Source organism: Pseudomonas sp. Choline-02u-1 (assembly GCF_002836515.1).
Taxonomy (GTDB): Bacteria; Pseudomonadota; Gammaproteobacteria; order Pseudomonadales; family Pseudomonadaceae; genus Aquipseudomonas.
In genome coordinates this window covers 301651-315623 of record NZ_PJBC01000003.1, presented here as the reverse complement: position 1 = coordinate 315623, position 13973 = coordinate 301651, and the positions used below count along the sequence as shown (strand labels likewise).

At 60.9% G+C, this 13973-nt stretch carries 11 protein-coding genes; 6 read left to right on the top strand and 5 right to left on the bottom strand.

Going from position 1 to position 13973, the window contains the following annotated elements; translation table 11 throughout:
- Nucleotides 1–34: 34 nt before the first annotated feature.
- From CXF97_RS03510 to CXF97_RS03485, 6 genes are all read left to right on the top strand, one after another.
- Nucleotides 35–2158, top strand: coding sequence for a TonB-dependent siderophore receptor (locus CXF97_RS03510; RefSeq protein ID WP_101156112.1), 2124 nt, complete (start codon nucleotides 35–37; stop codon nucleotides 2156–2158).
- A gap of 1 nt (nucleotide 2159) precedes the next feature.
- The gene (locus CXF97_RS03505) at nucleotides 2160–3092 is read left to right on the top strand and encodes an ABC transporter substrate-binding protein (protein WP_101156110.1); all 933 of its coding nucleotides are present in this window, start codon (nucleotides 2160–2162) and stop codon (nucleotides 3090–3092) included.
- Nucleotides 3089–4993, top strand: coding sequence for an ATP-binding protein (locus tag CXF97_RS03500; RefSeq protein ID WP_101156108.1), 1905 nt, complete (start codon nucleotides 3089–3091; stop codon nucleotides 4991–4993). Before CXF97_RS03505 ends, CXF97_RS03500 begins: the two co-directional genes overlap by 4 nt.
- 247 nt (nucleotides 4994–5240) lie before the next feature.
- Nucleotides 5241–5756: a 3-hydroxyacyl-[acyl-carrier-protein] dehydratase FabA gene (gene fabA, locus CXF97_RS03495; protein WP_024013962.1), complete on the top strand. Its 516-nt coding sequence runs from the start codon at nucleotides 5241–5243 to the stop codon at nucleotides 5754–5756.
- A gap of 11 nt (nucleotides 5757–5767) precedes the next feature.
- Nucleotides 5768–6988: a beta-ketoacyl-ACP synthase I gene (gene fabB, locus CXF97_RS03490; RefSeq protein WP_016773647.1), complete on the top strand. Its 1221-nt coding sequence runs from the start codon at nucleotides 5768–5770 to the stop codon at nucleotides 6986–6988.
- A 404-nt stretch (nucleotides 6989–7392) separates the two neighbouring features.
- A complete protein-coding gene (locus CXF97_RS03485) occupies nucleotides 7393–7581 on the top strand; it encodes a hypothetical protein (protein WP_101156106.1) in 189 nt (62 codons plus the stop codon).
- A gap of 68 nt (nucleotides 7582–7649) precedes the next feature.
- On the opposite strand, the gene CXF97_RS03480 is transcribed toward CXF97_RS03485, so the two are convergent.
- From CXF97_RS03480 to cysM, 5 genes are all read right to left on the bottom strand, one after another.
- Entirely contained in the window at nucleotides 7650–8192 is a 543-nt protein-coding gene (locus CXF97_RS03480; protein ID WP_101156104.1) for a DUF2058 domain-containing protein, read from the bottom strand.
- A gap of 26 nt (nucleotides 8193–8218) precedes the next feature.
- A complete protein-coding gene (mazG, locus tag CXF97_RS03475; protein WP_101156102.1) occupies nucleotides 8219–9052 on the bottom strand; it encodes a nucleoside triphosphate pyrophosphohydrolase in 834 nt (277 codons plus the stop codon).
- 109 nt (nucleotides 9053–9161) lie between these two features.
- Complete coding sequence (gene relA, locus CXF97_RS03470; RefSeq protein WP_101156100.1) at nucleotides 9162–11405, bottom strand: GTP diphosphokinase; 2244 nt, start codon at nucleotides 11403–11405, stop codon at nucleotides 9162–9164.
- A gap of 101 nt (nucleotides 11406–11506) precedes the next feature.
- On the bottom strand, nucleotides 11507–12883 hold the full coding sequence (gene rlmD / locus CXF97_RS03465; RefSeq protein ID WP_101156098.1) for a 23S rRNA (uracil(1939)-C(5))-methyltransferase RlmD: 1377 nt from the start codon (nucleotides 12881–12883) through the stop codon (nucleotides 11507–11509).
- A complete protein-coding gene (cysM, locus tag CXF97_RS03460) occupies nucleotides 12883–13785 on the bottom strand; it encodes a cysteine synthase CysM (protein ID WP_041479583.1) in 903 nt (300 codons plus the stop codon). The genes rlmD and cysM overlap by 1 nt, the downstream gene beginning before the upstream one ends.
- Nucleotides 13786–13973 lie beyond the last annotated feature (188 nt).

The window sequence follows — 13973 nt, the reverse complement described above, 5'->3', positions numbered from 1 at the left end:
ATGCGCGCCAACTCCTCTCTCTACAGGCTGCGTCGTGCTTTCTGGCTCTTCTCCCCCGCGCTCGCCCCTGCTACTGGCGCTGCTGTTCAGCCCGCTGGTGGTGGCGGACGACCTGTTCGTCGACAGCCAGACGTTGCCGCAAGTGCTTACGGCCACGCGCCTGAAACAGACGCCGGCGGAAGTGCCCGGGAGCATGACCGTCCTCGACAGTGAATTGATCAGCGCCAGCGGTGTTCGCGACTTCAACGAACTGTTGCGGCTGGTGCCGGGGATGATGGTCGGCAACATCAACGGCAATCAGCCAGCCGTGAATTACCACGGCACCAACGCCAGCGAAGCACGACGCATGCAAGTGTTGATCGATGGCCGCTCGGTGTACCGCGCAGGTCTGGCCACAGTGGACTGGAGCGATATTCCAGTGGCCATGGAAGATATCGACCGGGTCGAGGTATTCCGTGGCCCGAACACCGTCAGTTACGGTGCCAACGCGCTGATGGCGGTGATCAACATCATCACTCGTCACCCGGCCGACAGCCACGGCACGCGCTTGAAAATCACCCGAGGCCAGCGTGGCATCAACGACTTTTATGCCAGCCAGGGCACCGGTTGGGATGGCGGTGATTTGCGCCTGTCGCTATCCGGCCAGGAAGACGACGGTTTCGACAGCGACCGCAACGGCGCCGATTATCGCGACAGTCGGCGCTTGAATCGTCTGAGTCTGGCAGTCAGCCACAACCTCGACGAAGGGCAGAGTCTCGACTGGCAGCTTAACGCCAAGGACGGCAGCAATCAGCGGCCTTACACCTACCGCCCAGTATTCTCGGGGATTACCGACGCAGGGAACAATTCCGACGTGGTAGCCAAGGATTACGCCGGTTCGGTGCGCTGGAATCTCGATATCAACCCCGAACACAGCCTTTATGTACAAGGCTCGGCACAGCACTGGGATCGCCAGCAAGTCTGGCGCGCCTGCGATGCCGAGGTGTCGTTCAGCCCTGAGCTGACGCAGCTGTGGCAGCTCGACCCGAATTACACCGAGCGGCTGGCGCGCAACATCAACCAGTTCACCGGGCCCGGCGCGGCGCCCGGCACGCCACAGCAAATGGCGCTGGCCAATCAGGTGCTCGAGCAATGGCGTAACGGCGCCAGCCAGACCTTGTGCGGCGATATCGACCAGAGCGCCCGCGAGTCGCGCTACGACCTCGAATTGCAGGACACCCTCAGCCTGTCCGACGACCTGCGTCTGGTCAGCGGCCTGAACTACCGTTACGACCGCGCCGATTCGCAGACCTACTTCAACGGCACCCTCGACGACACCACTTGGCGCGCGTTCGGCCAACTTGAATGGCGCGCTACCGAGCACTGGCTGGTGCAGGGCGGTGCGATGTTCGAAGACACGCAATTGATCGGCAGTTCGCTGACCCCGCGCTTCGCAGTCAACTACCTGATCAACCCGCGTCACGGCCTGCGTGCGGTGTACTCGGAGGCGATCCGCTCGCCGGACATGTTCGAGAACAACGTCAACTGGAGCTATCAAGTCAGCAACCTGCGGCCCTCGGCCTACGGCCAGTCGTCGGCGCGTTATTTCGTCAAGACCCGTGGCCCCGGCGATCTCGATCAGGAGCACATGCGTTCGCGCGAGTTGGGCTACAACGGCTACTTCGCCGAACTCGGTCTGGCGGTGGACGTAAAGCTGTTCTACGACGAAATCACCGGAATGATCAGCGAGCCGCTGCGCAACAACCAATACATCGCCAGCAACGCCAACCGCTCGCGCTTTCGCGGCACTGAAACGCAACTTGACTGGCGCCTCAGCAGCGCCGACCGTTTGCGCTTCACTTATGCCTTCGTCGATGCCGAGGCGAGCAATCCGCTGGATCAGCAATTCACCTCACGCAACAGCGGCTCGGCCGGATGGCTGCGCAACTGGGGGCATGGCTGGAACAGCGCCCTCTTCTATTACGGCGACAACGCGCTCAATGGCTATCGCTTCGAACGCGTCGACACGCGCATCGCCAAACGCATCCCCATCGGCAAAGCTCAGTTGCAATTGGCAGGCGTGCTGCAACAGCGCCTCGACCATCAGCCGAACACCTTCGTCGACAACAATTACGACGAACGCCGAGTGATGTATTTCAGTGCCGAGCTGGAGTTCTAGGATGCGCAACGGCCCGTCACGGAAGACGCCAACCCTTGGCCACTGGCTGGCCGGGCTCTGCCTGTTTTTGACCGCGTGGCTGCACGGCGTCGCGGTGCAGGCGGCCGATATTCTGTTGACCGGTGCCGAGGAAAGCCCCGGCGTGCAGGCTTTTGTTCAAGCATTGAGTGAATTGCGCCCGACCGACAACGTGCGCTTTCAGCCGCTGGCCAGCCTGCCCGCACCTGGCAAACTGCCGACCAGCCTGCGCCTGATCCTGCTCGATCTGCCGAGTCTCGACTGGCGCCTGCAGGACTCGCAAGGCCCCTCGACGCTGGTGCTGCGCATCAGCCGCTTGCAGGCGCGCCAGCGTTTCGCCGATGCCCAGCCGGCGCGCTTGAGTCTGCTCTGGAGCGATCCGCCGCTGGGCCGGCAATTGCAATTGATCCGGCGAATCTTGCCGCAGGCCCGGCGCGTCGGCGTCCTGTTCGATGAGCACGGCGAATTCCTTCTCAACGAATTACGCGTGGCTGCGCGGCCCTTGAATCTGGAGATTGTCAGCCAGCGCTGGGACAACACTCACGACAGCCGTCCGTTACACGCTGTGCTGAAAAACAGCGACGTATTGCTCGGCCTCGACGATCCCGATCTGTACAACTCGCAAACGGCGAAAAACCTCTTGCTCAGCAGCTACGCGCGGCAGGTTGCGCTGATCGGCCCGACCATTGCATTCGTTCGCGCGGGCAGCCTCGCCAGCACCTACAGCGACCAGAGTGACTGGCTGGCGATCCTCGACCATTTGCTCGACCAGCCGACCAGTGCATGGCCGCGAACGCTTTATCCCGCGCGTTTCAAAGTTTCAAGTAATGCGCAGGTGGCTCGTTCACTGGGCATCGAACCGCTGAATGAAGCATCTGTCGCCACTGCCTTGGCCGAAGGAGAGCGCCGCCCATGAATTTCCGTCGCCGTTGGGACATCAACACCCGCACACAACTGATCAGCCTCGGGCCGGCGCTGTTGCTGACACTGCTGTTGATCAGTTTCTTTACCTTCGTGCGTATCCAGGATTTGCGTCAGGAGCTGAACCACACCGGTCAGTTGATCGCCAACCAACTCGCCCCCGCCACGGAATACGGGGTGATTTCCGGCAACAACGAAGTGCTGGAAAGCCTGCTCAAGGCGACACTGGCCACCCCCAATGTGCGCTTTCTCGAAGTGCAGGACAGCGCCAACCGGATTCTGGTGTACGTCGAACAACCGGCCGATAGCCACAGCCGCCCGCATCAGGTCGAAGTGTTCCAGGCGCCGGTGCGTTTGCAGCGTATCGCCTTGCACAATGATTTTTTCCAGGACGGCAAAGTCAGCAACGGCGCCGCGGGCGAGGATTATCTGGGACGGGTGATCGTCGGGTTGTCCAATGACGCTTTCAGTCAGCGCCAGCAGGAAATCCTGTTCAAGGCCGCAATCCTCGCGCTGTTTGCTCTGCTCTTCACGTTCGTCGTGGCGCGGCGCCTGGCCGGCAGTCTGTCGCAACCGATCCGCGACATCGGCGACGCGGTCAAGGCCATTCAGGAAGGCGACTACAAGACGCCGCTGCCGATTGTCGATGACACCGAACTGGGCGCGCTGTCGCAGCACATCAACAACCTCGCTCACGCGCTCGAACAGGCCAGTCGCGAACAGCAACAGGCGATGGCGCAACTGATCCAGACCCGCGAAGAGGCAGAAAAAGCCAACAACGCCAAATCGGATTTCCTGGCGATGATGAGTCATGAACTGCGCACGCCCATGAACGGCGTCCTGGGCATGCTGCAGTTACTCGAAACCACCGAGATGACCGATGAGCAGATCGAATATGCAGCACTCGCTTCAGAGTCGACCGAGCACTTGCTCAAGGTCATCAATGACATTCTCGACTTTTCGCGGATCGAGCGTTCGGAGCTGGAGCTTGAGCACATTCCGTTCAACCTCGCCGAGCTGATCGGCGCCTGCGCGCAGTCTTTCCAGCACAGCGCGGCGCAGCGTGGCCTGGCGCTGAGTCTGCGCATCCCCGACGACATGCGCGGTTTGCAGGTCCAGGGTGATCCGACGCGGATCCGGCAAATTCTGGTCAATCTGGTTGGCAATGCCTTGAAGTTCACTGAGCAGGGCCGGGTCAGCATCGAGGCGCAATGGCAGTCGCTGGATCATGAACTGCTGTGGTTCACCTGCTCGGTGCGGGACAGCGGTATCGGCATTTCCTCGCAAAGTCTGGAGCTGATGTTCAATGCCTTCCAGCAGGCCGACAGCTCGATCTCCCGCCGCTATGGTGGCACCGGTCTGGGTCTGCCGATCGCGCGGACGCTGGCCGAACGCATGGGCGGCACGTTGCGCGCGCAGAGCGAAGAAGGTCGCGGCTCGGTATTTACGCTGGAAATTCCACTGGCGCTATATAAGCAGGCAATGCCACCGCTGGTCGCGCCGCGTGCGCTGAACGGCAGTGGCCAGGGCGAAGGACGGCATGTATTGCTGGTCGAAGACAATCCGGTCAACCAGACCGTGATTGAAGCGATGCTGCGCAGCCTCGGTTTTGCCGTGAGTGTGGCGACCGATGGTGCGCAAGCGGTGCGCTGTGCCCAGGGCGGTGAATTCGAAGTAATTCTGATGGATTGCCGGCTGCCGATCATCGACGGCTACGAGGCCACGCGGCAGATTCGCGACCTGCCCGGACGCCGCGATGTGCCGATCATTGCGCTCACCGCCAATGCCTTGCAGGGCGATCGCGAAACCTGTCTGGCAGCGGGTATGAACGATTACCTGGCCAAGCCGTTCAAACGCAATGACCTGCAGCAGATTTTGCAGCGCTGGGTGTCGTAGTGTGGGCCTTTCGACCATCTGCGACTGGCGTGAAAAGCGAAAGTGCGGCAGTCTTAGGCACCCGAACGAGCCCCAAAAGGGGCTTGATTAAAAATTTCAGTGCACAAGTGTACATTCATGTCCTTGGTGCTGTGACTTTCACCACAACGCAATAGTCTATGAGTAGGCTGCCGGTTCGAGGCATGAACGCTTTGAACGGTCGGGAAGATCTGCCCCACCTGCCGCATGGGATTATTGAGGAGCTCGCATGACCAAACAAAACGCCTTTACTCGGGAAGACCTGCTGCGCTGCAGTCGCGGTGAGCTGTTCGGCCCAGGTAACGCGCAACTGCCCGCCCCGAACATGCTGATGGTGGATCGCATCACCCATATCAGCGAAGAAGGCGGCAAGTACGGCAAAGGTGAATTGGTCGCCGAGCTGGATATCAACCCTGACCTGTGGTTCTTCGCCTGCCATTTCGAAGGCGATCCGGTGATGCCGGGCTGCCTGGGTCTGGATGCCATGTGGCAACTGGTCGGTTTTTTCCTGGGCTGGCAAGGCCTGCCGGGCCGCGGTCGTGCGCTGGGTTCGGGCGAGGTGAAATTCTTCGGTCAGGTGCTGCCGACCGCCAAGAAAGTCACTTACAACATTCATATCAAACGCGTCCTCAAGGGCAAGCTGAACATGGCCATCGCCGATGGTTCGGTCAGCGTCGACGGACGCGAAATCTACACCGCCGAAGGCCTGCGCGTCGGCGTGTTCACCTCCACTGACAACTTCTAAGGGTTATTCGCATGCGCCGCGTCGTTATCACTGGTCTGGGCATCGTTTCGTGCCTGGGCAATGACAAAGAGACCGTCTCCGCTAACCTGCGTGCAAGCCGCCCTGGCATCCGGTTCAACCCGGAATATGCTGAAATGGGTCTGCGTAGCCAGGTTTCCGGCTCCATCGACCTCAACCTTGAAGAACTGATCGATCGCAAGATCTATCGCTTCGTCGGCCATGCAGCGGCTTACGCCTACCTGGCCATGAAAGACGCCATCACTGACTCCGGCCTGACCGAAGAGCAGGTGTCCAACCCGCGCACCGGCCTGATCGCCGGTTCCGGTGGCGCATCGACCTTGAACCAGATGGAAGCGCTGGACATCCTGCGCGAGAAAGGCGTGAAGCGCGTCGGCCCGTACCGCGTCACGCGGACCATGAGCAGCACCGTTTCCGCCTGCCTGGCCACGCCGTTCAAGATCAAGGGCCTGAACTATTCGATCGCTTCTGCCTGCGCCACCAGTGCTCACTGCATTGGTACCGCCATGGAACAGATCCAGATGGGCAAACAGGACATCGTCTTCGCCGGTGGCGGTGAAGAAGAGCACTGGAGCCAGTCGTTCCTGTTCGACGCGATGGGCGCCCTGTCCAGCAAGCGCAATGACACTCCGGAACAAGCTTCCCGCGCCTACGACAAGGACCGCGACGGTTTCGTCATCGCTGGCGGCGGCGGCATGGTTGTCGTCGAAGAGCTGGAACATGCTTTGGCCCGCGGCGCGAAGATCTACGCCGAGATCGTTGGCTATGGCGCAACGTCCGACGGCTACGACATGGTTGCCCCGAGCGGCGAAGGCGCGATCCGCTGCATGCAGCAGGCGCTGTCCACCGTCGACACCCCGATCGACTACCTGAACACCCACGGCACTTCGACTCCGGTCGGCGACGTCGCGGAAATGAAAGGCGTGCGTGAAGTGTTTGGCGACAAGGCTCCGGCGATCAGCTCGACCAAGAGCCTGTCCGGTCACTCCCTGGGCGCCGCCGGCGTGCACGAAGCGATCTACTGCATGCTGATGATGGAAGGCAACTTCATCGCCGGCTCCGCCAACATCGACGAGCTCGATCCGGAAGTGGCCGATCTGCCGGTGCTGACCAAGACCCGCGAGAACGCCACCATCAACACCGTGATGAGCAACAGCTTCGGCTTCGGCGGCACCAACGCCACGCTGGTGCTGAAGCGCTGGGAAGGCAAGTAATTCCCCGCTGCTGAGCCACACATGAAAACGCCCCGACTGGTTCGGGGCGTTTTTTTGTCTGAAGAAAATAGCCAGAACACCGTTGATCCCTGTACTGATCATTCCCACGCTCTGCGTGGGAATGCAGCCCGTGACGCTCCGCGTCACTGGACGCGGAGCGTCCCTTGAGGCATTCCCACGCGGAGCATGGGAACGATCAATTCGGGGTGTCTGAAGATGAAACGTTTGTCATGAAACCAAACGCCCTGCGACCGAATGTCGCGGTTTACGCGGCCTGCAGCACTGTTGCGAAAACCGCAACAACACCCTGCGCCAATCGGCGGTTTACTTAGCTGGCTAACAAAACCTATAACAGAGTCCTGCACACGCCTTGGTGCAGATAACCTGAGATTTGGAGCTAGCAGATGACTGTAAAAGTAACTGAACGCGACGATTCACACATGTCCCACGAAGGCCTGGCCGCCGGCATCCGTATCTGGGATGTGCATCAACAAGACTTGCTGGTCGGCATGTTCCACAACGAAACAGATGCGCACAACTACAAGGCCGAACTGGAAGTGCAGGAACAGCAACGAGAGCTGAAGTCCGCCTGAGGCAACCACAGCATTGAAAACGACAAACCCCGCCATGAGCGGGGTTCGTCGTTGTTACAGCCTTGGATTTACCACATCAGATCGTCAGGGATCTGGTACGCCGCGTACGGATCGTCCTCGGCGTTGACCTCTTCGGTCTGCACGTTGAGCTGGACGATACGCTGCGGGTCGCGTTCCTGGATCTTCAGCGCCGCTTCACGGGGAATCACTTCATAGCCGCCATTGTGCTGGACGATCGCCAGCGAACCGCTGCTGAGCTTGTTGCGCATCAGCGTGTTGACCGAGATACGTTTGACCTTCTTGTCGTCGACAAAGTTGTAGTAGTCCTCGGTGGTCAGCTTGGGCAGACGCGAGACTTCGATCAACTGCTTGACCTGCGCGGCACGGGCCTTGGCCTCGGCTTTCTCCTGCTGCTGGCGGTTCAGCTCCTGGTCGCGCTTGACCTTCTCGGCCATGGCTTCCTGGGCGGCGCGCTGCTGCGAATCGTCCAGCTCGGCCTGGCCTTTGTGGGCGAGACGCTGCTGCTTTTGCTTGTCTTTGCTGACCTGTTTGGCCTGCTTTTGGTTGACCAGGCCTGCTTTAAGCAACTGGTCGCGAAGGGAAAGGCTCATCAATGCTTACTCACTTGGGCAACGGCTCAGCCGCAGCTGGGCTCATTCTTTTCCTGGCGTTTGGCTTCGCCCCACAGGGCGTCCAATTCTTCGAGGGTGCAATCTTCCATGGGACGGTGGGTGTCGCGCAATGCCTGTTCGATAAAACGGAAACGTCTCTCAAACTTGCCGTTGGCGCCGCGCAGGGCGGTTTCCGGATCGACCTTCAGATGCCGGGCCAGATTGACCACGGAAAACAGCAGATCGCCGATCTCGTCGGCCACCGCTACCGGATCGTTTTCCGACATGGCTTCGAGCACTTCATCGAGCTCTTCGCGCACCTTGTCGAGCACCGGCAAAGCGTCCGGCCAGTCGAAACCGACCTGCCCGGCGCGTTTTTGCAACTTGGCTGAGCGCGACAGTGCCGGCAACGTGGCCGGCACGTCGTCGAGCAAGGACAACTGCTCGGGCGCCGAGGCTTTCTCGGCGCGCTCTTCGGCCTTGATCTCTTCCCAGCGCTGCTTGACCTGTTCTTCGCTCAAGCGCGGCACGTCGAGCGGCGCGTAGAGATCGCCGGTGGGGAAGACGTGCGGATGGCGGCGGATCAGTTTGCGCGTGATGCTGTCGATCACCCCGGCAAATTCGAACCGCCCCTCTTCCTTGGCCAACTGGCTGTAATACACCACCTGAAACAACAGATCGCCCAACTCGCCCTGCAAATGATCAAGATCGCCACGCTCGATAGCATCCGCCACTTCATAGGCTTCTTCGAGAGTGTGCGCAACGATGGTCGCGTAGGTTTGCTTGATGTCCCATGGGCAACCGAACTGCGGATCGCGCAGGCGGGACATCAGGTGGAGCAGGTCTTCGAGTGAATACATAAAGGCCTCTATATACCCCTGTAGGAGCTGCCGAAGGCTGCGATCTTTTGATCTTGAAAAACCAAAGTCAAAAGATCGCAGCCTTCGGCAGCTCCTACAGGAGATCGCATCACGGAGTTCGGTTACGCCGCGTTTCGATGATGTTCGGCAATTGCGAAATCCGCCCCAGCAGCCGCCCGAGCGCATCCAGACCGGGAATCTCGATGGTCAGCGACATGAGCGCGGTGTTGTCTTCCTTGTTCGAGCGGGTGTTCACCGCCAGCACGTTGATGCGTTCGTTGAGCAGCACCTGCGAGACGTCACGCAGCAGCCCGGAACGGTCGTAGGCGCGGATGATGATGTCCACCGGATAGGTGAGCACCGGCACCGGCCCCCAACTGACCTGAATGATCCGCTCCGGCTCGCGCCCGCCCAGTTGCAGCACCGAGGCGCAGTCCTGACGGTGGATGCTCACGCCACGGCCCTGGGTGATGTAACCAACGATCGCATCGCCCGGCAGTGGCTGGCAGCAGCCGGCCATCTGCGTCATCAGGTTGCCGACGCCCTGGATCTGGATATCGCCGCGCTTGCCCGGTTTATAGCCGGTAGCTTTGCGCGGGATCAGTTCCAACTGCTCGTTGCCGCGCTCCGGCTCGACCAGTTGCTGTGCGAGGTTGACCAGATGCGCCTGACGCAGGTCGCCGGCACCGAGGGCGGCGAACATGTCTTCGGCGGTTTTCATGTTGGCCTTTTCGGCCAGCTTGTCGAAATCCACCGCCGGCAGGCCGAGGCGATTGAGTTCGCGCTCGATCAGGGTTTTACCGGCCGCAACGTTCTGATCGCGAGCCTGCAACTTGAACCAGTGCACGATCTTCGCCCGTGCTCGCGAGGTGGTCACGTAACCGAGGTTGGGGTTCAGCCAGTCGCGGCTTGGCGTGCCCTGCTTGCTGGTGATGATTTCGACCTGTTCGCCAGTTTGCAGGCTGTAGTTCAGCGGCACGATACGGCCGTTGATCTTCGCGCCTCGGCAGTTGTGGCCGATTTCGGTGTGTACCCGATAAGCGAAATCCAGCGGCGTCGCGCCTTTCGGCAAATCGATGGCGTGACCGTCGGGCGTGAAGATGTAAACCCGATCGGGCTCGATGTCGACGCGCAACTGCTCAGCCAGACCGCCGATGTCACCGAGTTCTTCGTGCCATTCGAGGACCTGACGCAGCCAGGAGATTTTCTCTTCGTAATGGTTCGAGCCGGATTTGACGTCGGTACCCTTGTAACGCCAGTGCGCACAGACGCCGAGTTCGGCTTCTTCGTGCATCGAATGGGTGCGGATCTGCACCTCGAGGACCTTGCCTTCCGGGCCGATCACCGCCGTGTGCAGCGAGCGGTAGCCGTTCTCTTTCGGGTTGGCGATGTAGTCGTCGAATTCTTTCGGGATGTGCCGCCACAGGGTATGGACGATGCCGAGCGCGGTGTAGCAATCGCGCATTTCGGGTACCAGCACACGCACGGCGCGCACGTCGTAGATCTGGCTGAATTCCAGACCCTTGCGCTGCATTTTGCGCCAGATCGAATAGATGTGTTTGGCCCGGCCGCTGATGTCGGCATCGACGCCGGTAGCCTGCAGTTCGTCCTTGAGCTGGGTCATCACGTCGCTGATGAAGCGCTCGCGATCCAGCCGCCGCTCGTGGAGCAACTTGGCGATCTGCTTGTATTGATCGGGTTCGAGATAGCGGAAGGACAAGTCCTCCAGCTCCCATTTGATATGGCCGATGCCGAGGCGATGCGCCAGCGGCGCATAGATGTCGAAGACTTCGCGGGCGACGCGGTTGCGCTTTTCATCGTCGGCGGTTTTCACCGCACGGATGGCGCAGGTGCGTTCGGCGAGTTTGATCAGCGCGACGCGGACGTCGTCGACCATGGCAACGAGCATCTTGCGCAGGTTCTCGACCTGCCCTTGCGTGCCCATGACCATTGACTGGCGCGGGCTGAGGCTGGCGCTGATCGCCGCCATGCGCTGCACGCCGTCGATCAGCTTGGCCACCACCGGGCCGAAGCGCTGGCCGACTGCCGCCAGTTCGATCTGGCCCTCGCGCACGCCGCGATACAAAACGGCGGCGACCAGTGAATCCTGATCGAGCTTGAGGTCGGCGAGGATCTCGGCGATTTCCAGCCCGGTGCTGAAACTTCCGGAGCCTTCGGCCCACAGATTCTTCTTTGCGTTGGACTGTTGTTCGGCCTCGCGAGCGAACTCGCAGGCTTCTTTCAAGGCCTCGCGATCCAGTGCCAGATCGACACTGACCGCGTGATCGAGCCAGGCCTCGAGATTGATACTGCCGTCGGTATTGATCGGCTGGTGTGCTCTCACCTGTACCATGCTGCTTTACCTTCCCTACGACGCAGATTCAATGCGTCAAATCGCTGATCCTCAGTGTCCGTTCGCGCTCGCGGGGCTCAGGCGAGCGCTGCGCGGACAGATCAGACGGATTCAGACGAGCCGTCCTGGCTCGCTTCAAATAACGCCATGGCCTCGACATGTGCCGTCTGAGGAAACATATCGAGAATCCCGGCACGTTTTAACCGGTAGCCCTGCTTGATCAATTCCTGCGTGTCGCGCGCCAGCGTGGCCGGGTTGCACGACACATACACCAACCGCTTGGCACCCAGGGTCGCGAGCTTGCGCACCACCTCGAAAGCACCGTCACGCGGTGGGTCCAAGAGTACCGCAGAAAAGCCGTTTCCGATCCACTGGGCATCGGTCAAAGGCTGGGATAAATCGGCTTGAAAAAACTTTGTGTTATGCAAATTGTTGCTGATGGCGTTGGCAGCGGCCCGCTCGACCATCGTCTGCACACCCTCCACCGCCACCACTTCGCCCACGCTTTTGGCCAGCGGTAGCGCGAAGTTTCCCAGCCCGCAAAACAGATCAAGCACGCGTTCATCCGCCCTCGGCTTCAGCCAGTCCAGCGCCTGCGCGATCATCGTTTCGTTGACCCCGGCGTTGACCTGAACGAAGTCTCCCGGCCGATAAGCCAGCTCGAGACCCCACTGTTCCAGGCGATAACCGAGGCTCTGACCGGCCTCGACCGGTTGCGGTTCACCTTCGCCATGCAGCCACAACTGCGCCTCATGGAACTGGCAAAAATCCTTGAGTATCGCCAGGTCCGCTTCGGACAACGGCGCCATGTGCCGCAGCAATACCGCCAGTGACGAACCGCTGAACAACTCGACATGGCCCAGCGCCTGCGGCTTGCTCAGGCGCCGCAGCATCTGCGGCAAACGGCTCATGATCGGTTGCAAGGGCTGTACCAGCACCGGGCATTCGCTGATCGCGACGATGTCCTGACTGCCGGCGGCGCGAAAACCGACTTCAAGTTGTTTCGCTTTCATGTCCCAGCGCACGGCGATGCGCGCGCGACGACGGTAGCCGAATTCCGGACCGGTCAGCGGCGCTGCCCACGCTTCAGGTTCGACACCGGCTACCCGCGACAATTGCTCGGCGAGCATGCGCTGTTTGAGGGCGAGCTGTTCGGCGTGGGGCAAGTGCTGAACGCTGCAACCGCCACAACGGCCGAAGTGCGCGCACGCAGCCGGACGACGCAGCTCGCTGGCAGTGAATACCCGTTCGGTACGCGCTTCGACCACTTTGCCGTGGGCGCCAAGCACCCGCGCTTCGACCTCCTCACCGGCAAGGGCACCGAGGACGAACCAGGTTTTGCCTTCGAAGAACGCGATACCGCGACCGTCATTGGCCAGACGCTCGATGCTCAAGCGCTGCTTTTTACCGGTCGGAATTTGCGCTGCCTTGCTGCCGCCGGCGGGCTGGAAGCGCAGGCCTTTCTCGTGTTTGGCCATCAGTTCGGCGCGTCGAAAATGCCGGTCGACAGATAACGGTCGCCACGGTCGCAGATGATCGCGACGATCACCGCGTTTTCAACTTCTCGGGACAGGCGCAGCATCGCTGCCACCGCACCGCCCGAGGACACGCCGCAAAAGATGCCTTCTTCGCGGGCCAGGCGACGGGTGACGTCTTCGGCCTCGCTTTGCGCCATGTCGACGATGCGGTCGACGCGGTCGGCCTGATAGATCTTCGGCAGGTATTCCTGCGGCCAGCGGCGGATGCCGGGAATGGCCGAGCCTTCCATCGGTTGCAGACCGACGATCTGCACGCTGTCGCTCTGCTCTTTGAGGTAGCGCGACACGCCCATGATGGTGCCGGTAGTGCCCATCGAACTGACGAAATGGGTGATGCTGCCCTGGGTCTGGCGCCAGATTTCCGGACCGGTGGTGGTGTAGTGCGCTTCCGGGTTGTCGCCATTGGCGAACTGATCGAGCACCTTGCCACGGCCTTCGGCTTCCATGCGCTGGGCCAGATCGCGGGCGCCTTCCATGCCCTCTTCCTGAGTGACCAGAATCAGCTCGGCACCGTAAGCGGTCATTGCCGCCTTGCGCTCGGCGCTGGAGTTGTCCGGCATGATCAGGATCATCTTGTAACCCTTGATCGCGGCGGCCATCGCCAGAGCGATACCGGTGTTGCCCGAGGTCGCCTCGATCAGCGTATCGCCGGGATTGATCTGCCCGCGCAGCTCGGCGCGGGTAATCATCGACAGCGCCGGCCGGTCCTTGACCGAACCCGCCGGGTTGTTCCCTTCGAGCTTGAGCAAAAGGGTGTTGCTGGTGGCGCCGGGCAGGCGCTGCAAACGCACCAGCGGCGTGTTGCCGACGCAATCGGCGATGGTTGGGTACTGCAGGGTCATGGCGTATTCGCAATCCAGACGTGCGGGGGCGCCTATCATACCGGCAAACCCGCGCAGGCCATATCACGCAAAGTGCGGTGCTTATGGTTTATGGGAATAAGCGAATAAAAGTCGCGCCAGTGGTGCGACTTTTATTTGCGCAACACTCAGTTCTCGTGGTGCTGCTTGGAATTCGCGAGCAGGCTCGC

What these genes read in the sequence shown, in the direction of transcription:
- CXF97_RS03505 (WP_101156110.1), top strand. Translation starts at nt 2,160, where the DNA reads ATGCGCAACGGCCCGTCACGGAAGACGCCAACCCTTGGCCACTGGCTG.
- CXF97_RS03500 (WP_101156108.1), top strand. Translation starts at nt 3,089, where the DNA reads ATGAATTTCCGTCGCCGTTGGGACATCAACACCCGCACACAACTGATC.
- fabA (WP_024013962.1), top strand. Translation starts at nt 5,241, where the DNA reads ATGACCAAACAAAACGCCTTTACTCGGGAAGACCTGCTGCGCTGCAGT.
- fabB (WP_016773647.1), top strand. Translation starts at nt 5,768, where the DNA reads ATGCGCCGCGTCGTTATCACTGGTCTGGGCATCGTTTCGTGCCTGGGC.
- CXF97_RS03485 (WP_101156106.1), top strand. Translation starts at nt 7,393, where the DNA reads ATGACTGTAAAAGTAACTGAACGCGACGATTCACACATGTCCCACGAA.
- CXF97_RS03480 (WP_101156104.1), bottom strand. Translation starts at nt 8,192, where the DNA reads ATGAGCCTTTCCCTTCGCGACCAGTTGCTTAAAGCAGGCCTGGTCAAC.
- mazG (WP_101156102.1), bottom strand. Translation starts at nt 9,052, where the DNA reads ATGTATTCACTCGAAGACCTGCTCCACCTGATGTCCCGCCTGCGCGAT.
- relA (WP_101156100.1), bottom strand. Translation starts at nt 11,405, where the DNA reads ATGGTACAGGTGAGAGCACACCAGCCGATCAATACCGACGGCAGTATC.
- rlmD (WP_101156098.1), bottom strand. Translation starts at nt 12,883, where the DNA reads ATGGCCAAACACGAGAAAGGCCTGCGCTTCCAGCCCGCCGGCGGCAGC.
- cysM (WP_041479583.1), bottom strand. Translation starts at nt 13,785, where the DNA reads ATGACCCTGCAGTACCCAACCATCGCCGATTGCGTCGGCAACACGCCG.